At 71.6% G+C, this 20,781-nt stretch carries 19 protein-coding genes and 1 pseudogene; 10 read left to right on the top strand and 10 right to left on the bottom strand.

Annotation, left to right across the window (positions count from 1 at the left end; translation table 11 throughout):
* Positions 1-39 precede the first annotated feature (39 nt).
* The 4 genes from AB0N31_RS07470 (at position 40) to AB0N31_RS07455 (ending at position 5,985) form a co-directional block, all read left to right on the top strand.
* Entirely contained in the window at positions 40-798 is a 759-nt protein-coding gene (locus tag AB0N31_RS07470; RefSeq protein ID WP_366057420.1) for a TIGR03089 family protein, read from the top strand.
* Between the two features lie 315 nt (positions 799-1,113).
* A complete protein-coding gene (locus AB0N31_RS07465; RefSeq protein WP_366057419.1) occupies positions 1,114-2,211 on the top strand; it encodes an LCP family protein in 1,098 nt (365 codons plus the stop codon).
* 265 nt (positions 2,212-2,476) lie between these two features.
* Positions 2,477-4,231 (top strand): LCP family protein, encoded by a 1,755-nt coding sequence (locus AB0N31_RS07460; protein WP_366057418.1) that lies wholly within the window; start codon positions 2,477-2,479, stop codon positions 4,229-4,231.
* Between the two features lie 278 nt (positions 4,232-4,509).
* Positions 4,510-5,985 (top strand): LCP family protein, encoded by a 1,476-nt coding sequence (locus AB0N31_RS07455; RefSeq protein WP_366057443.1) that lies wholly within the window; start codon positions 4,510-4,512, stop codon positions 5,983-5,985.
* A 28-nt stretch (positions 5,986-6,013) separates the two neighbouring features.
* Here AB0N31_RS07455 and AB0N31_RS07450 read toward each other — a convergent pair whose 3' ends face one another.
* Complete coding sequence (locus AB0N31_RS07450; RefSeq protein WP_366057417.1) at positions 6,014-7,057, bottom strand: glycosyltransferase family 2 protein; 1,044 nt, start codon at positions 7,055-7,057, stop codon at positions 6,014-6,016.
* A 138-nt stretch (positions 7,058-7,195) separates the two neighbouring features.
* Here AB0N31_RS07450 and AB0N31_RS07445 point away from each other — a divergent pair, with 138 nt between their 5' ends.
* A complete protein-coding gene (locus AB0N31_RS07445) occupies positions 7,196-8,659 on the top strand; it encodes an LCP family protein (RefSeq protein WP_366057416.1) in 1,464 nt (487 codons plus the stop codon).
* A 64-nt stretch (positions 8,660-8,723) separates the two neighbouring features.
* Here the strand turns inward: AB0N31_RS07445 and AB0N31_RS07440 are convergent, their stop codons facing one another.
* Positions 8,724-9,290, bottom strand: a complete 567-nt coding sequence (locus tag AB0N31_RS07440) for an acyl-CoA thioesterase (RefSeq protein ID WP_366057414.1) — start codon at positions 9,288-9,290, stop codon at positions 8,724-8,726.
* A 119-nt stretch (positions 9,291-9,409) separates the two neighbouring features.
* Between AB0N31_RS07440 and AB0N31_RS07435 the strand changes: the two genes are divergently transcribed.
* Together AB0N31_RS07435 and AB0N31_RS07430 are read left to right on the top strand one after the other, a co-directional pair.
* A complete protein-coding gene (locus AB0N31_RS07435; RefSeq protein WP_366057413.1) occupies positions 9,410-10,699 on the top strand; it encodes an LCP family protein in 1,290 nt (429 codons plus the stop codon).
* The gene (locus AB0N31_RS07430) at positions 10,692-11,321 is read left to right on the top strand and encodes an HAD-IA family hydrolase (RefSeq protein WP_366057412.1); all 630 of its coding nucleotides are present in this window, start codon (positions 10,692-10,694) and stop codon (positions 11,319-11,321) included. The genes AB0N31_RS07435 and AB0N31_RS07430 overlap by 8 nt, the downstream gene beginning before the upstream one ends.
* 76 nt (positions 11,322-11,397) lie before the next feature.
* Here AB0N31_RS07430 and AB0N31_RS07425 read toward each other — a convergent pair whose 3' ends face one another.
* Positions 11,398-12,555: an acyl-CoA dehydrogenase family protein gene (locus AB0N31_RS07425; protein ID WP_366057411.1), complete on the bottom strand. Its 1,158-nt coding sequence runs from the start codon at positions 12,553-12,555 to the stop codon at positions 11,398-11,400.
* 205 nt (positions 12,556-12,760) lie between these two features.
* Here AB0N31_RS07425 and AB0N31_RS07420 point away from each other — a divergent pair, with 205 nt between their 5' ends.
* Positions 12,761-14,104: a UDP-glucose/GDP-mannose dehydrogenase family protein gene (locus AB0N31_RS07420; RefSeq protein ID WP_366057410.1), complete on the top strand. Its 1,344-nt coding sequence runs from the start codon at positions 12,761-12,763 to the stop codon at positions 14,102-14,104.
* 187 nt (positions 14,105-14,291) lie between these two features.
* Positions 14,292-14,696, top strand: coding sequence for a VOC family protein (locus tag AB0N31_RS07415; protein ID WP_366057409.1), 405 nt, complete (start codon positions 14,292-14,294; stop codon positions 14,694-14,696).
* A 19-nt stretch (positions 14,697-14,715) separates the two neighbouring features.
* Here AB0N31_RS07415 and AB0N31_RS07410 read toward each other — a convergent pair.
* From AB0N31_RS07410 to AB0N31_RS07385, 6 genes and pseudogenes are all read right to left on the bottom strand, one after another.
* Positions 14,716-15,016: pseudogene (locus AB0N31_RS07410) on the bottom strand (membrane dipeptidase); the annotation flags it as partial.
* 33 nt (positions 15,017-15,049) lie between these two features.
* Complete coding sequence (locus AB0N31_RS07405; RefSeq protein ID WP_366057408.1) at positions 15,050-15,313, bottom strand: Txe/YoeB family addiction module toxin; 264 nt, start codon at positions 15,311-15,313, stop codon at positions 15,050-15,052.
* A complete protein-coding gene (locus AB0N31_RS07400; protein ID WP_366057407.1) occupies positions 15,310-15,582 on the bottom strand; it encodes a type II toxin-antitoxin system Phd/YefM family antitoxin in 273 nt (90 codons plus the stop codon). Before AB0N31_RS07400 ends, AB0N31_RS07405 begins: the two co-directional genes overlap by 4 nt.
* 79 nt (positions 15,583-15,661) lie before the next feature.
* Positions 15,662-16,840 carry a dipeptidase gene (locus tag AB0N31_RS07395; RefSeq protein WP_366057406.1) on the bottom strand — a complete coding sequence of 393 codons (1,179 nt, stop codon included), beginning with the start codon at positions 16,838-16,840 and terminating at the stop codon, positions 15,662-15,664.
* A gap of 5 nt (positions 16,841-16,845) precedes the next feature.
* Positions 16,846-17,376 (bottom strand): 5-(carboxyamino)imidazole ribonucleotide mutase, encoded by a 531-nt coding sequence (purE, locus tag AB0N31_RS07390; protein WP_366057405.1) that lies wholly within the window; start codon positions 17,374-17,376, stop codon positions 16,846-16,848.
* Entirely contained in the window at positions 17,373-18,512 is a 1,140-nt protein-coding gene (locus tag AB0N31_RS07385; RefSeq protein ID WP_366057404.1) for a 5-(carboxyamino)imidazole ribonucleotide synthase, read from the bottom strand. Before AB0N31_RS07385 ends, purE begins: the two co-directional genes overlap by 4 nt.
* Positions 18,513-18,711: 199 nt before the next feature.
* Between AB0N31_RS07385 and AB0N31_RS07380 the strand changes: the two genes are divergently transcribed.
* A complete protein-coding gene (locus AB0N31_RS07380; RefSeq protein WP_366057403.1) occupies positions 18,712-19,215 on the top strand; it encodes a GtrA family protein in 504 nt (167 codons plus the stop codon).
* A 36-nt stretch (positions 19,216-19,251) separates the two neighbouring features.
* On the opposite strand, the gene AB0N31_RS07375 is transcribed toward AB0N31_RS07380, so the two are convergent.
* Complete coding sequence (locus AB0N31_RS07375) at positions 19,252-20,526, bottom strand: ATP-binding protein (protein ID WP_366057402.1); 1,275 nt, start codon at positions 20,524-20,526, stop codon at positions 19,252-19,254.
* Positions 20,527-20,781 lie beyond the last annotated feature (255 nt).

Genomic DNA, 20,781 nt, shown 5'->3' with positions numbered 1-20,781 from the left:
GCGGGCGTTCGCCCGGGGGCTGCGCGTACGCTGACGCGGGTGAACGCCACTGACCGCACCCCCGCCGACCTGCTGCGTTCCGCGCTCGCCGCGGATCCCGCCCGCCCCCTGGTGACCTTCTACGACGACACCACGGGCGAACGGGTGGAATTGTCCGTGGCCACCTTCGCCAATTGGGTGGCCAAGACCGCCAACCTCCTCCAGGACGGGCTGTCCGCCGAACCCGGTGACCGCGTCGCGCTGCTGCTGCCCGCGCACTGGCAGACGGCGGTGTGGCTGGTGGCGTGTTCCTCGGTCGGGGTCGTCGCGGACGTGGCCGGCGATCCGGCCCGCGCGGACTTCGTCGTGGCCGGGCCCGGCCGGTTCGAGGCGGGGCTGGCGTGCCGGGGCGAGCGGTACGCGCTGTCGCTCGCGCCGCTGGGCCGCCGGTTCGTCCCGGCGCCGCCGGAGGGCTACGCCGACTACGCGGTGGACGTCCCGACCCACGGCGACCGTTTCGCGCCGTACGCGCCCGTCGATCCCGAGGCGCCGGCGCTGATCGTGGCCGGCGCGGAGTACACGGGCGCGGAGCTGGTGGAGCGCGCCCGCGCCGACGCCTCGGCCCTCGGCCTCACGGGCCCCGGCTCCCGCCTGCTGTCGGGCCTGCCGTACGACACCTGGGAGGGCCTCAGCGCCGGTCTGTACGCCCCCCTGGCCACCGGCGGCTCGGTCGTCCTGTGCCGGAACCTGGACGAGGCGTCGGAGGAGACCCTGACCAGGCGCATCGACAGCGAGCGGGTGACGGCCACCGCGCGGTAGCCGCTACGCCCCGGTCGGCGGGCGGTCCCCGAGGCCCGGCCCCGGCGCCGCGGGCTGCCGCCCGCCCGGCCCGCCCCCGCCCCGTCACCCGTCCGGCCTCCCCCCGACCGCGCTTCGCCTGCGCTCGCGGCATCGTCGTAGGCACTGCACGGCGTTTTCGTACGGTGAGCGGGAGGGGTGGGTGCCGGCGTGAGCGGAAGTGAGGGCGCGGCAGAACCTCTCGGGCCGGCCGGCGGGGCGAGAGAGCCCCTCGGGCCGGGGAGCGGGGCGTCCGCTCTCGGTGCGGGGCTCGCGCGGCGACGTCGGCGGCGCTGGGTGGCGGCCGGGCTGGGGACGGTGGCGCTGCTGGTGGCGGGGGCCGGAGTGGCCGGGTGGGTGGTGTACGCCAAGCTCGACGGGAACATCACACCGGACGAGGCGGCCGCGGCGGAGCTGGCGCGGTATGCGAAGGAGCGGCCGACCGCCCTGGTGAAGGACGCGCGCAACGTGCTGCTGATCGGTTCGGACTCGCGCGCTGGGGACGGCAACAGCGCGTACGGGCGGGACTCGGGGACCGAGCGGTCGGACACGACGATCCTGCTGCACCTGTCCGCCGGGCGGCGCAGCGCGACCGCCGTGTCGATACCCCGCGATCTCATGGTGGACGTGCCGGCCTGCCGGCGGCCGGACGGTTCCCGGTCGGCGCCGATGTTCGCGATGTTCAACTACTCATTCCAGACGGGCGGTTCGGCCTGCACGATCCGGACGGTCGAGAAGCTGACGGGCGTCCGGATCGACCATCACGTCGTCGTCGACTTCCACGGCTTCAAGAAGATGGTCGACGCCCTCGACGGCGTCGAGGTGTGCCTGAAGGAGCCGATCCGCGACAAGGCGGCCAAGCTGCGGCTGCCCGCGGGGCGCGTGACGCTCGACGGCGAGCAGGCCCTCGGCTACGTCCGCGCCCGCAAGACCCTCGGCAACGGCAGCGACACCGACCGGATGGACCGGCAGCAGCGGTTCCTCGGCGCGCTCGTCGACAAGGCGCAGAGCAACGACGTCCTGCTGAATCCGGCGAAGCTGTACCCGGTGCTGGACGCGGCCACGTCCTCGCTCACCACCGACCCGGCCCTGGCGAGCCTGCGCGGTCTGTACGACCTCGTGCGCGGTCTGCGCGAGATTCCCACCGGGCAGGTGCGCTTCCTGACCGTTCCGCGGGAGTCGTACGTCTACAACGCCAATCGCGACCAGCTCGTGGAGCCCGCGGCGGAGAAGCTCTTCGAGCGGTTGAGGACGGACGCGCCCGTCTCCGTCACCGGAAAGGAGCCGGGGAATTCCACCTCTTCGGAGTCACCCGATCACGATGTGTACGCGTCACCGAGTCCCGCCGAACCGACTTTCCGGGGGAACACCGCCGGCGATCACACCTGCACGTGAGCCGCGCGCACGGCCGCGGGTAAAACGCTTCCCAAGCCGACCGTTCACAGCGAACTCCAGTTCAAGGAATTAACCCGTATTGCCCGGTTGTAGGGACGTGGAATTTGTCACCGTCGTCGCTGCGCGCCGAACTTGGCGGATAGTGTGAGCGATCCGGTGCACCCGGCCTGAGGACCGTTCTGGGGTCGAGCACTGTGTGACCGAGACCCGAGCGCCTTAGAGGGGGAAAGGCGCCGCGTGGCCCCGACGGAGGATTCGGACAACCGTGGACGCGCAAGGCCGTGGGCGGGCGGAGAACATCGACCCCGCAGACCAGTGGGTACTCAATCCGGACACCGGCGAATACGAACTGCGACTGGCTGATTCCGCACCGCAGCCGACGGTCCCCGGGCCCCGTGGCCGTACCGCCCGCCGCGCGGGCGGCGGGCCGGGTCCCGAGACCGCTTCGGGCAGCCGTACGACGGTTCCGGAACGGGACGCCCCGGAGGTTACGGGGCCGCGCCGTCGCCGCGGCGCGCCGGAGGAGCCGCCGCCGAGCAGGCGTGGGCGCCGGCCGGCGAAGAAAGCGAAGGCGAAGAAGGTCCTGCTGTGGACCGGCGGGGTCATGGCCTTCGTCCTGGTCGGCACCGCCGGCGCGGCCTACCTCTACCTCGAGCACCTCAACGACAACATCACCTCCGTCTCCGACGACGGCGCGAGCACCGGTGGCTTCAGCAAGGACAAGGCGATCAACATCCTGCTGATCGGCACCGACAAGCGCACCGGCGCGGGCAACGGCGGCTACGGCGACTCCGGCAGCCCGGGCCACGCCGACACGACGATCCTGCTGCACGTCTCCAAGGACCGGACGAACGCGACCGCGCTGAGCATCCCGCGCGACCTGATCGTGGACGTCCCGGACTGCCCGACCGAGCAGGAGGACGGCACCAGCAAGGTCATCAAGGGCACCGCGGGCGTCCGCTTCAACACCAGCCTGGGCCAGGACGGTCGCACGCCGAGCTGCACCGTGCGCACGGTGACCGAGCTGACCGGCGTCCAGGCGGACAACTTCATGGTGGCCGACTTCAACGCGGTCAAGACGCTGACGACGGCGGTCGACGGGGTCGAGGTGTGCCTGGCCAAGGACATCGACGACCCGGACTCGCACCTGAAGCTGTCGGAGGGCACGCACACCATCCAGGGCGAGCAGGCGCTGGCCTTCCTGCGCACCCGGCACTCGGTGGGCTTCGGCGGCGACCTGAGCCGGATCGGGATCCAGCAGCAGTTCCTCGGCTCGCTGATGCGCAAGCTGAAGTCGAACGACACGCTCACCAGCCCCACCAAGATGATCAAGCTGGCGGAGGCGGGCACGAAGGCGCTCACCGTCGACTCCCAGCTGGACAGCATCAACAAGCTGAAGGATCTCGGTCTGGAGCTGGGCAAGCTCAACACCAAGAACCTGACCTTCACCACCGTGCCGGTCGTCGACAACCCGGCCGAGAAGGTCAAGGCCACGGTCGTCCTGAACCGGTCGACCGCGCCCACCGTCTTCCGGATGATCCAGGACGACGTGTCCTTCACCGAGGTGAAGGAGCAGGCCAAGGCGTCGAAGGACGCGGCGGCCGCGGCCGCGGCGGCCCGGCTCAAGGGCACCCAGTCAGCGGCCTCCGAGGTGCGGGTGCAGGTGATGAACGGCGGTGCCAAGGCCGGCAGCGCACAGGCCACTCTCAGCTGGCTGCAGAATGATGAGGGCGTGACGAAGTCCGAGAACGCGGGCAACGCGCCGGAGGAACTCAGCAGGACGACGCTCGAGTACGCGCCGGAACAGGCCGCCCAGGCACGCAAGCTCGCCGCCATCATGGGGCTGCCGGGGACCGCGCTGAAGCCGGGCGAGAGCGTCACCAACGCCCAGGGTCTGCCGACGATGACGCTGACGCTGGGCAAGGACTTCAAGGGCGCGGGCGTCTCGCTCACGGCCCCGACGACCGTGCCGGACACGGTCGACAAGTCCACGGCGGACAAGGTCGAGTGCGCCAAGTAGGTAACCCTGCGGGCCCGTCAAGCGTCTGACTTGACGCGGGACGGGCCCGTGTCATGTCAGGCGCACGGCGGGGAGGGGCAGGGCCAGTGGGGCGGAGCACTGTACGGGGGACGGTTCCCGGGACCGGGGACACCACGTCCACGACGGCGGACGACGGGACGACGGTCGAGGACGGCACCGCGGAGGACGGCGCCCAGGACGGCGGCGCGGGCGGGGCCGGTGACGGCGGGCGCGGAGCCGGCGGCGGCACCGGCCGCAGAGGGCGCAGACGGCGCGCGCTGCGCTGGTCGGCGACCGTGCTCACCCTGGTGATACTGGGCGGCGCGGGGGCCGGATACCTCTACTACGAGCATCTCAACGCCAACATCAAGAGCGACGAGCTGAACCTGGGCGACGCCAAGGACCGGGCGGCGGACACCAAGGCCAACGAGGCCGGGCAGAAGGCGCTGAACATCCTGCTGATCGGTTCGGACGCCCGGGACACCGCGGAGAACCAGAAGCTCGGCGGGGCCAAGGACACCTTCAACGGCACGCCTCTCGCCGACGTCCAGATGCTGCTGCACGTGTCCGCGGACCGCAGCAACATGTCGGTGGTGAGCATGCCGCGCGACACCCTGCTCGACATCCCCAAGTGCACCGACCCGGACACCGGCGAGGTGTACCGGGCGCTCACCCGGGAGATCACCAACTCCTCGCTGGGGCGCGGCGGTCCGGGGTGCACGGTGGCCACCTGGGAGAAGCTCACCGACATCCACGTCGACCACTTCATGATGATCGACTTCGCCGGTGTGGTGTCGATGGCGGACGCGATCGGCGGCGTCCCGGTGTGCGTGGACGCCAACGTCCACTCGCACACCAGCACCGGCAAGGGCTCCGGCCTGAAGCTGGCGGAGGGCACCCACGACATCAAGGGCGAGCAGGCCCTCCAGTGGCTGCGCACCCGTTACGGCTTCGAGGACGACACCGACCTGGCGCGCGCCAAGGCGCAGCACATGTACATGAACTCGATGGTCCGTCAGCTGCGCTCGGAGGCGAAGCTGACCAACCCGAACGGACTGCGCAAGCTCGCCGAGGCGGCCACGCAGGCGATCACCGTCGACGACGGCCTGGACAGCATCAAGAAGATGTACGACCTGGCGACCGAGCTGCAGAAGGTGCCCACCGAGCGCATCACCATGACGACGATGCCCAACCGGTACGACACCGCGCAGCCCGGCCGGGTGGCGCCCACCGAGGACGCCGAGAAGCTGTTCCGGCTGGTGCGCGAGGACATCGCCCTGGACGGCAAGGACGCCGCGAAGGCCACCGCGAGCCCGTCCCCGTCGATCACGGACGCGGCCGCCGCGGACGACGAGATCGCCGTGCAGGTCCACAACGGCACGTACACCGACACGTCGGGCGCGGCCCGCGGCCGGGCGACCGCGGTGACGGAGCTGCTGGTCGGCAAGGGCTTCGCCGGGGCCAAGGCGGACACCTCGCCGGCCACCCCCGAGAAGACGACGGTGATCCGCTACCCGAGCGCCGACCTCCAGGCCGACGCCCTGCGGGTGGCGAAGGTCCTCGGGATCCCGGCGGGCCAGGTGAAGCAGTCCACCGAGGTCTCCGGGGTCACCCTCTTCGTGGGCGCGGACTGGCGTTCGGGCACGGCGTACAAGGCGCCGGTGAAGGACGACAGGACGCCCGCCTCGGCGGAGACGATGAACGCCGCCGACACCAGCCAGTGCATGCACGTGGACCCGGCCTACACCTGGTAGACCGGGCCCACCGGCCGCCGCGCGGTGCTCAGTTCGCGCTGAGGACCGCGGGGCGGCGGGAGGCGATGACCTTCTTCGCCAGCGACTTCGGGCTGGTCAGGAAGCCGAATCCCCACGACATGTGCATGGTGGCGAGGGCCAGCGGGATCTGCAGGCGCGCCTTGAGCGGCAGTCCCCTGCCGGCCGGCAGCGAGCCGAGGGCGATCGCCGCCAGGTAGCCGCCCGGGATCAGGAAGCCGAGCGGGCTGAGGACGGCGCCGACCACGGTCCCGGCCGCGATCGCGCACACCGCGGTCGGCGGGGCGAGGTAGCGCAGGTTGATGGAGCCCTCGTGGTAGCGGGCGACGACGTGCCGCCAACGGCCGTAGTCCTTGTACTGCTTGGCGAGCGCCTTGACGCTGGGCCGCGGGCGGTAGGACACCCTCAGCTCGGGCGAGAACCAGATCAGCCCGCCGGCCTCACGGATGCGGAAGTTCAGCTCCCAGTCCTGGGCACGGATGAACTCCTCGTTGTAGCCGCCCTGTTGCTCCAGCGCCTCACGCCGGAAGACGCCGAGGTAGACGGTCTCGGCCGGGCCGGCCTGCCCACCGGTGTGGAAGGCGGCGTTGCCGACCCCGATCTTCGAGGTCATCGCGGCGGCGACCGCGTGCTCCCAGTCGTTCTCGCCCTCGGCGTGCATGATGCCGCCGACGTTCTGCGCGCCGGTCTCCTCCAGGAGCCGGACGGCGGTGGCGATGTAGTTCGGCGAGAGCATGCCGTGCCCGTCGACGCGGACGACGACCGGATGGCGCGAGGCCTTGATCGCGGCGTTCAGGGCGGCGGGCGTACGGCCCGTCGGGTTCGGGACGGTGTGGACGCGCTTGTTCTCGTCGGACGCAGTGTCCGCGACGAGTTCGGCGGCGATCTCGTCCGTGCGGTCCGTGGACGGACCGAGGGCGATCACGACCTCCATCTCGCCTGCGTACTCCTGCGCGAGGATCGCTTGGACCGCTCCGCGCAGATGCCGCTCCTCGTTGAGGACGGGCATGATGACGGACACGGCGGGGAGCTGCACGTCGGACTTCGCGTTCATAGGAGCATCACGTTACCGCGAACGGGGGACACCGGTGCGCGCCGCCGGGTGCGTGCGGCGGGCGGCGGATCGTCTCGGCCTACGGTGCTCACGGCTCCCTCGTACGCCTCGTACGGCCGTCGCCCGGAGGTGACCCGCTTGTCCCCCGCCCCGCCCCGGTCCCCCGCCTCCCGGCCGGCGCGCCGCCCGCGGCCCCGGCCGGCCCGCCCCGCACCGGGGAAACGTCCCCGCTGGGCCATGCGGGCGGCCATGACGCTCTCGGTCGTCGTGCTGGCCTCCGCCGGGATCGGCCACTCCCTGGTCAGCGGCCTCGACTCCGGGATCGCCCGCGTCGACCCCTTCAAGGACATGAAGAACCGCCCGCGGGCCGGCCACGGCATGAACGTGCTGATGGTCGGCACCGACGGCCGCGACCGGATCACCGAGGCCGAACGGCAGCGCTACCGGCTCGGCGGCGCGCCCTGCCACTGCACCGACACGCTGATGATCGTGCACATCTCGGAGGACCGGGACCGGGCGAGCGTGGTGAGCCTGCCGCGCGACTCCTACGCCGAGACGCCCCCGCACACCGACCGGACCACCGGTGAGGAACACCACGGCCACCCGATCAAGATCAACGCGGCGTATGCGGAGGGCGGACCGCAGCTGACCGTGCGGACCGTCGAGCACATGACCCACGTGAAGATCGACCACTACCTGGAGGTCGACTTCACCAGCTTCATGAAGACCGTCGACGTCCTCGGCGGCGTGCGGATCTGCACGGACCGGCGGCTGACCGACTCCTACACCGGCCTCGACCTCGCGCCCGGCGACCACACCCTGCGCGGCGGCGAGGCTCTCCAGTACGTCCGCTCCCGGCACGCCGACGCCTCCTCCGACCTCGGCCGGATGAAACGCCAGCAGCGGTTCCTGGCGGGGCTGGTGGACCGGGCGACCTCCTCCGGGATCCTGCTGAACCCGCTGAAGTTCCGCGACGTGACGCGGGCGGTGCTGGGCTCGGTACGGGCCGACCGCGGCTTCGGCACGGACGAACTGCTGGACCTCGGCCGGGCGATGCGCACCTTCTCCCCCTCCTCCTCGGAGTTCGCGACCGTCCCCATCGGGCGGATGGGGTACGCCGTGAAGGGCATCGGCTCGACCGTGAAGTGGGACCCGGTCCGCGCCGAGCGCCTCTTCAGCGCCCTGCGCGACGACAAGCCCCTCGCCGCGGCGCCGCGTCCCCGCGACCGGGCCGTGCGCGTGGAGGTGGCCCCGCAGCAGATCCGCGTCCAGGTGGAGAACGGCACCCGTACGCCCGGCCTGGCCAAGGAGGTCGACACGGCGCTGCGCGCCACCGGCTTCCGTACGACCGGACAGCCGGCCACGGCCCGCGACACCTCGGTGCGCCGCACGGTCGTCTCCCACGACCCCCGCTGGGACCGCTCCGCGAAGTCCCTGGCCGCCGCCCTCCCCGGCAGCGTGCTGCGCCCGGTCCCGGGCCTCGGCCCCACCCTGAAGGTCACCGCCGGCACGGAGTCCCACCACGTCCGCAAGGTCCGGGCGGACACCCCGGGCCGGGGCGAGTCCGCGGTGGTCCGCGGCGACGAGGTGAGCTGCGCCTGAACGCCCGGCTCCGCCGGGCCGAGGGGACGCCGGGCCGGGCGGGCCGAGCACCGTCCCGGCCGCCTCAGTCGTCGAAGCCCTCCGCCGCCCGGCGCTCGCGGAGTTCCATGATGGCTCGGCGGCGGGACAGGCGGTGGGTGCGGCGGATCTGGGCTTCCTGGTAGCGGCGGCGGTCGCGGTCGGTCTCGGGGAGGACCGGGGGGACGCGGCGGGGCTTGCCGTCGGCGTCGACGGCGGCGAAGACGAGGTAGGCGGAGCCGACCTGGGTGGGCGGCGCGGACTCGTTCCAGCGTTCGGCGAGGACCCGGACACCGACCTCCATGGAGGTCCGGCCGGTCCAGTTGACCTGGGCCTTCACATGGACGAGGTCACCGACGCGGACCGGCTCGAGGAACGCCATCTCGTCCATGGACGCGGTGACGGCGGGTCCCCCGGAGTGCCGGCCGGCCACCGCGCCCGCCGCGTCGTCGACGAGCTTCATGATCACGCCACCGTGCACCGTGCCCAGGAGGTTGGTGTCGTTGTGGCTCATGATGTGGCTGAGCGTGGTGCGCGACGCGGACGTGGGCTTGCCCGGGATATCCGAGGTGTCCGAGGTGTCCGAGTCCACTGGGGTGACCTGGTCTGTCATGGCCTCCACCTTATGCCGAGGCGGACAAGCCGGGACTTTGTGTCAGGTTGGCAACAGCGGGGCGCTGATTCTCCGACGCCCCTGTAAGGGACACAGCGCTTCCCGGCACACTGGGGCGCATGAATGACTGGCCCGAGGGATGGTCCGACAACAACCGCGGCTCCGGCTACGGACGCGGCGGCGCGAGCGCACGGCCCGAGAGCGCGCGCGTGATGCGACAGGTCCGCCGCGGTCCGGCCGCCCCGCCGCAGGGCGCCGGTGTGCCGCCGCAGCCGTCGTACGTCGACGGCCACGGATACGGCGGCGACGGCGGCGGTGACTACACCAACGCCCGGAACACCGGGTACGACAGCGGTTACAGCACGGGCCAGGTCTACGGCGGCGGATCCGACGGGCCGGGCGGCCACGACGCCGGTGTCCCGCGCCCCGCGCCCGACTGGCGCCGCCGGATCAAGTGGACCGCGATCAGTGTCGCGACGGTGCTGGTCGTGACGACCGTCGGGACGTACTTCTGGGCCGACTCCAAGCTGAACCGCGAGGTCGACCTGTCGAAGGTCATCGACCGGCCCGAGGCCGGCGAGGGCACCAACTTCCTCATCGTCGGCTCCGACAGCCGTGAGGGCATGTCCGCCGAGGAGAAGAAGCAGCTGCACACCGGCTCCGCCGAGGGCAAGCGGACGGACTCGATGATGATCCTGCACACCGGGTCCAACGGCGACACGCTGATCTCGCTGCCCCGCGACTCCGACGTGGAGATCCCCTCGTTCGTGGGCTCGGAGTCCGGCAAGCGGTACGCGGGCACGGGCCGGCACACCAAGCTGAACGCGGCGTACGCGACGGACGGCCCGGAGCTGCTCGTCCGCACGGTCGAGTTCAACACCGGGCTGCGCATCGACCACTACGTGGAGATCGGCTTCGCCGGCTTCGCGAACATCGTGGACGCGGTCGGCGGCGTCGAGATCGACATCCCGCAGGACATCAAGGACACCAAGTCCGGCGCGGACCTCAAGAAGGGCAGGCAGACCCTGAACGGCGAGGAGTCCCTCGCCTTCGTCCGCACCCGGTACGCGCTCGCCGGTTCCGACCTGGACCGCACGAAGAACCAGCAGAAGTTCCTCGCGGCCCTCGCCAACCAGGTGGCCACGCCGAGCACGGTCCTCAACCCGTTCAAGCTGTACCCGACCATGAGCGCCGGCCTGGACACCCTGATCGTCGACAAGGACATGGGCCTGTACGACCTGGGGTCGATGTTCTTCGCGATGAAGGGCGTCAACGGCGGCGACGGCAAGTCGATGAACATGCCGATCTCGGGGTCCACCGGCGGCAACCTCGTCTGGGACAAGGCGAAGGTGAAGCAGCTGGTGAGCCAGCTGAAGAACGACGAGAAGGTCACGGTGTCGGGTGACTGACCGGTCCACCTCCGCACGGCCCTTCGACGCGGTCCTGTGCGACGTCGACAACGTGATCCGGACCTTCGACTCCACCCACCTGGAAGCGCTGGAACGGGTCGCGGGGCTCGCGGAGGGCACCACCAAGAAGGTGGCGTTCTCGCCCGAGGCCGTCGGACCGCTGCTGCTGGGGCGGATCACCGAGCAGGAGTGGGTGGCGTCCATCGCGGCCGGGCTGGCCGGGCTGGTGGACGAGGAGACGGGCTGGGCACTGGGCACCGCCCTGCTGGAGTCGCCCTTCCGGGCCGACGTGACGGTGCTGGAACTGCTGCGCCGGGCGCGGGTCCGGGTGCCGCTGGTCCTCGTCACCAACGCCACCCTCGGGCTGGAGCGCGACCTGGAGGCCATGGGCCTCACCGAGCTGGCCGACGAGGTCGTCAGCAGCGCCCGCGTCGGCCTCGCCAAGCCCGACCGCCGCATCTTCGAGCTGGGCGCGGCACGGGCGGGCGTACGCCCCGACCGCTGCCTGTTCGTCGACGACACCGAGGAGAACGTCGAGGCGGCCGCCGCCCTCGGCATGACGGCCGTCCACTTCCGCACGGCGGCCGACCTGGAGAGGGCTCTGGAGCCGCTGTTCACCTAGAGCCGGGCGGTCCGCACACGACGGTCGCCCCTGCCCGGGGAAAGGGCGGGGGCGACCGTCGTACGGCGCGGAGGCGTTACGGCAGGTTGCGGGCCATGACGATCCGCTGGACCTGGTTGGTGCCCTCGTAGATCTGGGTGATCTTGGCGTCGCGCATCATGCGCTCGACAGGGTAGTCGCGGGTGTAGCCGTAGCCGCCGAGGAGCTGGACGGCGTCGGTGGTGACCTCCATGGCGACGTCGGAGGCGAAGCACTTGGCGGCCGCGCCCTGGAAGGTGAGGTCGGCGTCCAGGCGCTCGGACTTCGCCGCCGCCGCGTAGGTGAGCTGGCGGGCCGCCTCGATCTTCATGGCCATGTCGGCGAGCATGAACTGGATGCCCTGGAAGTCGGCGATCGCCTTGCCGAACTGCTTGCGCTCCTGGACGTAGCCCTTGGCGTAGTCGAAGGCGCCCTGGGCGACGCCGAGGGCCTGGGCGGCGATGGTGATGCGGGTGTGGTCCAGGGTCTTCATCGCGGTGGCGAAGCCGGTGCCCTCCTCGCCGATCATGCGGTCGGCGGGGATGCGGACGTTGTCGAAGTAGACCTCGCGGGTCGGGGAGCCCTTGATGCCGAGCTTCTTCTCCGGGGCGCCGAAGGAGACGCCCGGGTCGGACTTCTCCACCACGAAGGCGGAGATGCCCTTGGAACGCTTGGCGGGGTCGGTGACGGCCATCACCGTGTAGTACTCGGAGACGCCCGCGTTGGTGATCCAGCGCTTGACGCCGTTGAGGATCCAGTGGTCGCCGTCGCGCACGGCGCGGGTCTTCATGCCGGCCGCGTCCGAGCCGGCGTCCGGCTCGGACAGGGCGTACGAGAACATCGCGTCGCCCTTGGCCAGCGGCGCCAGGTACTTCTTCTTCAGGTCCTCGGAGCCGGACAGGATCACCGGGAGCGAGCCGAGCTTGTTCACGGCCGGGATCAGCGAGGAGGACACGCAGGCGCGGGCCACCTCCTCGATCACGATGACCGTGGCCAGCGCGTCGGCGCCGGCGCCGCCGTACTCCTCGGGCACGTGCACCGCGTGCAGGTCGCTGGCGACCAGCGCGTCGAGGGCCTCCTGCGGGAAGCGGGCCTCCTCGTCGACCGCCGCGGCGTACGGCGCGATCTTCGCCTCGGCCAGCGAGCGGATGGCGTCCCGGAGCATGTCGTGCTCCTCGGACGGGCGGTACAGGTCGAAGTCAGCCGATCCGGCCAAGGTCTCTCACGCTCCAAGAACGCTGGGTGTGATCTCGCTAATTACCGTTAAGTAACTCAAATTTTAGAGGCCTGCCCACGACAGTGATACGTGAGCTTGGCGACAGGGTCTCCGCACCGGTGAACTGCCCGGTGAGGGGCGCCCGTACGCCCCGACTATGCTCGTTGCGCATCCGGCCCCCGCCCGACCCAGTCCAGGAGCACGCATGGCCCTCAAGATCACCGTGATCGGCACCGGTTATCTCGGTGCCACGCACGCCGCGGCCATGGCCGAACTGGGCTTCGAGGTGCTGGCGCTCGACGTCGTGCGCGAGAAGATCGAGATGCTGGAGCGGGGCGAGACCCCGATGTACGAGCCGGGCCTGGAGGAGCTGCTGCGACGGCACGTCGCCGGGTTCGAGGGCTCCAGCGGGCGGCTGCGCTTCACCCAGGACTGGGCGGAGGTCGGCGCGTTCGGCGACGTCCACTTCGTGTGCGTGAACACCCCTCAGAAGCACGGCGAGTACGCCTGCGACATGTCGTACGTCGAGTCCGCGATCGCCTCGCTCGCCCCGCATCTGGAGCGGCCCGCGCTGGTGGTGGGCAAGTCGACCGTGCCGGTGGGCTCCGCGGACCGGCTGGCCCGCACGATCGCGGAGCTGGCGCCGGCCGGCGAGGACGCGGAACTGGCGTGGAACCCGGAGTTCCTGCGGGAGGGCTTCGCCGTGCAGGACACCCTGCACCCGGACCGGATCGTGGTCGGGGTGCGCAGCGAGCGGGCCGAGCGGACGCTGCGGGAGGTGTACGCCGGACCGGTCGGGGAGGGCTCGCCGTTCGTCGTCACGGACTTCCCGACGGCCGAGCTGGTGAAGACCTCCGCGAACTCCTTCCTCGCCACCAAGATCTCCTTCATCAACGCGATGGCGGAGGTCTGTGAGGCCGCCGGCGGTGACGTGGCCAAACTGGCGGAGGCCATCGGGTACGACGACCGGATCGGAAGGAAGTTCCTGCGGGCCGGCATCGGCTTCGGCGGCGGCTGTCTGCCGAAGGACATCCGGGCGTTCATGGCCCGCGCGGGCGAGCTGGGCGCCGACCAGGCGCTGACCTTCCTGCGCGAGATCGACTCGATCAACATGCGCCAGCGCGGGCAGATGGTGGAGCTGGCCCGGCAGTCGCTGGGCGGGGGGCCGTTCCTCGGCAAGCGGGTCGCCGTGCTCGGCGCGACCTTCAAGCCGGACTCGGACGACGTGCGGGACTCGCCGGCGCTGAACGTCGCCGGGCAGATCCACCTCCAGGGCGGCCAGGTGACCGTCTACGACCCGAAGGGCATGGACAACGCCCGCCGCGTCTTCCCGACGCTCGGCTACGCCGACTCGGCCCTGGAGGCCGTCCGGGGCGCCGACGTCGTCCTGCACCTGACCGAGTGGCGGGAGTTCCGGGAGCTGGACCCGGCGCAGCTCGGCGAGGTCACGGCGGCGCGGCTGATCCTGGACGGGCGTAACGCGCTCGACCCGGTGCTGTGGCGCAAGGCCGGCTGGACGTACCGGGCGATGGGCCGCCCGACCGCCTGACACGGGGGCGCCCGGCACGCGGGTGACGCCGGTTCGGCCGAGGCTCAGTCGGCCGAACCGGCGTCTGTCTGCATTGTGCCGCACCGGCGCGGTGCGTGACGTGTGAACCCCCTGTGCGTTAGGGCGGCGGCCCCTCCGGGCACTCGTCCGCCTCAGCATCCGTCGTACACCTGCCGAGGAGACCGTCATGGCGCCCGCCGCCCGTCTGCGTTCCGTCGTGCTCGACTGCCCCGACCCGCGTGCCCTGGCCGAGTTCTACGCCGCCGTCGTGGGCGGCACCCCGCAGGCCGAGGAGGGGGACGAGGACTGGTACGTGCTCCAGGTCCCCGGCGGGCCCCGGTTGGCCTTCCAGCGGGCGGAGGGGCTGACCCCGCCCGAGTGGCCGCGCTCCGACCGCAACTCCCAGCAGTTCCACCTCGACCTCGACGCCGGCGCCACCTGGGACGAGGTCGACGCGGCCCACGCTCGCGTGCTGGAGCTGGGCGCGCGGCCGCTGGACCTGGAGGACCGGGAGAAGAAGGACTTCCAGGTGTACGCCGACCCGGCGGGACACCCGTTCTGCCTGTGCCGTATCGAGCACGCCTCGTCGTGAGCGGGCCGGTCAGGGGGCTGCCGTCCAGGTCCGTGACCGTCGCCGTGGACGGCTCCCTGCGTTGCCGTGCCGTCCGGGCGGCGACATCCGCGCTGCGCAGGACGCGCTGTATGTTCCCCCAGGTCAGCCGGGCGATGTCGGACTCCGGCCAGCCGCGGTGGAGGAGTTCGGCGATCAGATGCGGGTAGCCGGCGGCGTCGGCGAGGTCCTGGGGGTGGGGGGGCGCCGGAGTCGTGGGTGCCGGACAGGCCGACGCAACCGGGTCCGGCGATCTCACGGACGTGGTCGAGGTGGTCGGCGACGTCCCCGGGGGCGGGACCGTCCGGGCCGGCGGTCGCACGAGGTCGCCGGGCTCAGTCGTGGTAGCGGTAGCGCGCCTTGAGGATCTTCAGTTCCTTGTCGTCAGCCCGGTACACGAGGCGGTGCTCGTCGTCGATCCTGCGGGACCAGTAGCCGGAGAGGCCGGCCTTGAGGGGTTCGGGCTTGCCGATGCCGGTGAAGGGGTCCCGCTGGATCTCTCCGATCAGGCGGGTGATCCGGCGGGCCATCCTGCGGTCCGAGCCGAGCCGGAAGAGGAAGTCCTCCCAGGCGTCCGGGTCGAAGTGGACGCTCCTCACCCGTCCCCCGCCAGGTCCCGCAGTTCCTCGACGGTCCTGGCGACGGTCGATGCTCCCGCCTTGTCCCGGGCGACGGCCTCCGTCAGGCGTCGCGCATTCGCGGGTGACCGCAGGAGGTAGACCGTCTCCTGCCACGCCTCGTAGTCGTCCGCCGACATGATCACCGCGTCACCGCTCTTGGAGCTGATACGGACCGGCGTGTGGCCGTCGTTGACCCGCTTGATGAGGGGGAACAGGTCCCGGCGTGCTTCGCCGGCGCTTATGGTCATGGACGGCCGCCCCTTCCGAATGCGGTACGGGAACGCCGTACCGCACTCGTACGACATTCCCGTACCGCTCCGGACGGCCTCAGCCGTCGAGCGACTCGATCGTCGCGTTGGACGGTGCCCTGGTGGCCCGGAGGTCGCGGGCCACGTCCTCCGCGGCGGCCAGTACCCGGACCGCGTTCTGCCAGGTCAGCTTGGCGAGGTCGGACTTCGACCAGCCGCGCTCCAGCAGTTCGGCGAGGAGCCTCGGGTAGCCGGAGACGTCGCCGAGGCCCTCGGGGGTGAAGGCGGTGCCGTCGTAGTCGCCGCCGATGCCGAGGTGGTCGACGCCCGCGACCTCGCGCATGTGGTCGAGGTGGTCGGCGACCGTCGCCACGGTGGCGACCGGGCGGGGGTTCGCCTCCTCGAAGGCGCGGTGGACCGCCATGGCCCCGGCGGTGGTGTCGAGGTGGTGGAAGCCGTGCGCGCGCATGTTCTCGTCCGCGGCGGCCGTCCAGTCCACTGCCGCCTGGAGCACGAACTTCGGCACGAACGTCACCATGGCGACGCCGCCGTTGGCGGGCAGCCGCTCGAGCACGTCGTCGGGGATGTTGCGCGGGTGGTCGCACACCGCCCGCGCGGAGGAGTGCGAGAAGATCACCGGCGCGGCGGAGACGTCGAGCGCGTCCCGCATGGTCGTCGCCGCCACGTGCGAGAGGTCGACCAGCATGCCCTCGCGGTTCATCTCCCGGACGACCTCGCGGCCGAACGCCGTCAGCCCGCCGGCCTTCGGCACGTCGGTCGCGGAGTCCGCCCAGTCCACGTTGTCGTTGTGGGTGAGCGTCATGTACCGCACGCCGAGCGCGTACAGGCCGCGCAGGGTGCCCAGCGAGTTGGCTATGGAGTGGCCGCCCTCCGCGCCCATGAGCGAGGCGATACGGCCCTCCGCGCGCGCCGCCTCCATGTCGGCCGCGGTCAGGGCGGCCCTGAGCGCCTCGGGGTGGCGGTCGATGAGCTGCCGTACGCAGTCGATCTGCTCCAGCGTCGCCGGGACCGCGCCCGGCAGGTCCGAGCGGACGTACACCGACCAGTACTGCGCGCCGACGCCGCCCGCGCGCAGGCGGGGGATGTCGGTGTGCAGGTGGGTGTGCTGGTCGGTGGCGATGTCGCGGGCGTCGAGGTCGTAGCGGACCTGTTCGCGCAGCGCCCACGGCAGATCGTTGTGGCCGTCGACGACCGGGTGTTCGCGCAGCAGCTCTCGGGCCTGCTCCAGGAAGGTCATCGCCGTCACTTTCCGAAGCCGAAGCCGCCGCCGTTTGCGCCGCCCTCGACCTTGGCGCGCAGGCGCCTGCCCTTCTCGGTGGCCTGGTCGTTGAGGTCCTGCTGGAAGTCGCGCATCCGCGCGAGGAGGTCCTCGTCGTGCGCGGCGAGGATGCGGGCGGCGAGCAGACCGGCGTTGCGGGCGCCGCCGACCGAGACGGTCGCGACGGGGACGCCGGCCGGCATCTGCACGATCGACAGCAGGCTGTCCATGCCGTCGAGGTACTTCAGCGGCACGGGCACGCCGATGACCGGCAGCGGGGTGACGGAGGCGAGCATGCCGGGCAGGTGGGCGGCGCCGCCCGCGCCGGCGACGATCACCTTGAGTCCGCGGTCGGCGGCCTGCTCCCCGTAGGCGACCATCTCGCGCGGCATGCGGTGCGCGGAGACGACGTCGACCTCGTACGCGATCTCGAACTCGTCGAGGGCCTGGGCGGCGGCCTCCATGACGGGCCAGTCGGAGTCCGACCCCATGACGATGCCTACGACTGGGCTCATTCGGTGATCGTGCCTCTCAGGTAGCCGGCAGCGTGACGGGCGCGCTCCAGCACGTCGTCGAGGTCGTCGCCGTAGGTGTTGACGTGGCCGACCTTGCGGCCGGGCTTCACGTCCTTGCCGTACATGTGGATCTTCAGCCGGGGGTCGCGGGCCATGCAGTGCAGGTAAGCGGAGTACATGTCCGGGTAGTCGCCGCCGAGGACGTTGACCATGACCGTCCACTCGGCGCGCGGGCGCGGGTCGCCGAGCGGGAGGTCGAGGACCGCGCGGACGTGGTTGGCGAACTGCGAGGTGATCGCGCCGTCCATGGTCCAGTGGCCCGAGTTGTGCGGGCGCATCGCCAGCTCGTTGACGAGGATGCGGCCGTCGCGGGTCTGGAACAGCTCGACGGCGAGGTGGCCGACGACGCCGAGTTCCTTGGCGATGGTCAGGGCCATCTCCTCGGCCTTGAGCGCCAGGGTCTCGTCGAGGTCGGGGGCCGGGGCGATCACCGTGTCGCAGACGCCGTCGACCTGCCGGGACTCGACGACCGGGTAGGCGACCGCCTGGCCGTGGGGGGAGCGCACGACGTTCGCGGCCAGCTCGCGGACGTAGTCGACCTTCTCCTCGGCGAGGACGGGGACGCCCGCGCGGAAGGGGTCCTCGGCCTCCTCGGCGGAGTTCACGACCCACACGCCCTTGCCGTCGTAGCCGCCGCGGACCGTCTTGAGGACGACCGGGAAGCCCTCGCCCTCCGCCGCGAACGCGGCGACGTCCGCCGGGTCGGCCACGATGCGGTGCCGTGGGCAGGGGATGCCGATCGCGTCGAGTCTCGCGCGCATCACGCCCTTGTCCTGGGCGTGCACGAGCGCCTCGGGGCCCGGGCGGACGGGGATGCCGTCCGCCTCCAGGGCCCGGAGGTGCTCGGTGGGGACGTGCTCGTGATCGAAGGTGATCACGTCACAGCCCCGCGCGAACTCGCGCAGCGTGTCCAGGTCGCGATAGTCGCCGACGACGACATCGCTCACCACCTGGGCCGCGGAATCCTGAGGAGTGTCACTGAGGAGCTTGAACCTGATGCCCAACGGGATGCCCGCCTCGTGTGTCATACGAGCGAGCTGGCCCCCGCCGACCATGCCGACTACCGGGAACGTCACGCCCCTAGGGTATCGGCCACGTCGCACCGGCTGGTTCCGCACCTCCCACCGGGCCCGTTCCAACCCGGTACCGGCGGTTTCCCGGCTTCCCGCCGGGCCGTCGCGCACCGGTGGGGCGGTGGCACAGGAAACCCACGAGGGGGGTGGTTAGCATGGCTGGGTTGACGAAACCGACACCCGGACGGGGGCCTGCACGACCATGGCACATGGTTCCTCGGGGGAAGGACGGCTGCGGAGACTCGCCCGCGAGCTCGCCAAGTTCGGCGCGGTCGGTGGGGCGGGCCTGCTGGTCAACCTCGGTGTGTTCAACTTCGTGCGGCACGTCACCGATCTCCAGGTGGTGCGCGCGAGCGTCATCGCCACGGTGGTCGCCATCGCCTTCAACTACGTCGGGTTCCGGTACTTCACCTACCGGGACCGGGGCAAGAGCGGACGTACGAAGGAGATGTCACTGTTCCTGCTGTTCAGCGCGGTGGGGCTGGTCATCGAGAACGGGTTGCTGTTCCTGGCGACGTACGGGTTCGGCTGGGACAGCCCGTTGCAGAGCAACGTGTTCAAGTTCCTCGGGATCGGGATCGCCACGCTGTTCCGGTTCTGGTCGTACCGGACATGGGTGTTCAAGGCGATGCCCCGGCAGGGGACCGTGGTCGGGGAGTCGCGGATGACGGCGGCCGAGGCCGCGGCGAAGCAGCGGGTGGGCTGAGGGGGCCGGGGCCGTGGCCCCGGGCGGGCCGGCCGGTCACCTCACCGTGGGTTCCGTGTCCTGGGGCGGCTTCTTCTCCGGGGCCGTTCGTGACAGGAACAGGCCGAAGACCGGGGGCTTGGTCTGGAGCATCTCCAGGCGGCCGCCGTCGGCCTCGGCGAGGTCCCTGGCCACCGCGAGGCCGATTCCCGTGGAGTTCCGGCCGCTGATCGTGCGCTCGAAGATGCGGGCGCCGAGGTCCGCGGGGACGCCGGGACCCTCGTCGGTGACCTCGATGACCGCCTGGTTGCCGGTGACACGCGTGCGCAGGGCGACCGTGCCGCCGCCGTGCATGAGCGAGTTCTCGATGAGGGCCGCCAGCACCTGGGCCACCGCGCCCGGGGTGCCCACCGCCTGGAGGTGCCGCTTGCCGGAGCTGACGATCGCCCGGCCCACGCCACGGTAGGCCGGGCGCCACTCGGCGAGCTGCTGCTGGATGACCTCGTCGAGGTCGAAGGTGACGGCGGATCCGGTGCGGGGGTCGCGGGAGTTCGTCAGCAGGCGCTGCACGACGTCGGTGAGGCGTTCCACCTGGGTCAGCGCGATCGTGGCCTCCTCCTTCACCGTGTCCGGGTCGTCGGTGAGGGTGATCTCCTCCAGGCGCATGGACAGGGCGGTGAGCGGGGTGCGCAGCTGGTGGGAGGCGTCGGCGGCGAGCCGGCGTTCCGCCGTCAGCATGCGGGCGATGCGCTCGGCGGAGGAGTCGAGCACGTCGGCGACCCGGTCCAGCTCGGGGACGCCGTACCGCTTGTGGCGGGGGCGGGGGTCGCCGGAGCCGAGGCGTTCGGCGGTCTCGGCGAGGTCGGTGAGCGGGGAGGCGAGCCGGTTGGCCTGGCGGATGGCCAGGAGGACCGCGGCGACCACCGCGAGCAGCGCCACCAGGCCGATGATGAGCAGGGTGCGGCCGACCTCTCGGGTCACGGAGGAGCGGGGCTCCTCGACGACGACGGTCTCCCCCTCCTCGCCCCGGGCCTCGCCCCGGATGACGTCGCCCTCGGGGCGGCTGCCGACCGCGATGACCGGTTTCCCGGGCATCCGGATCACCGCGTACCGCTCGTGGGTGAGCTGGCTGCGCAGCACCTCGGCGTCGACGGTCCCGGCGCCGGCGAGCCGGCTGTCCACGATGCTGGCCAGGCGGGCCGCCTCCAGCTCGACGCGTTCCTGTGCGCTGTTGCTGATCGTGCGCGTCTCGACGATGACGAGGGAGACCCCGAACACGGCGATCACGACGAGCACGACGGCCAGCGTGGACTGGATCAGACGGCGACGCACAGGGCCCTCCGGACGGTGACTTCACGGGACGGGTGGGGACGGCTCGCCCGGGGTGGGGCCGCGTCCGCACGCGACTCCGCCGCGGGGCGCGGCCGGCCCCGACGGCGGTGACCCGCGGCTGCCGCCGGCCGGCCTTCGGCGACCGTGGCCCTCATCGACCGGGCCCCTCGCCGACCGGGCCGCCGCCGGTCACGCCCTTCACCGGTTGGATCCCCGTCCGGCCGGTCGCCGGTCGGCTCTCCTCGAACCGGTCGG

Source organism: Streptomyces sp. NPDC051051 (genome assembly GCF_040682975.1).
Classification (GTDB): domain Bacteria; phylum Actinomycetota; class Actinomycetes; order Streptomycetales; family Streptomycetaceae; genus Streptomyces.
The sequence above is the reverse complement of the archived record's forward strand: the minus strand, read 5'-3'. Positions and strand labels throughout refer to the sequence as shown.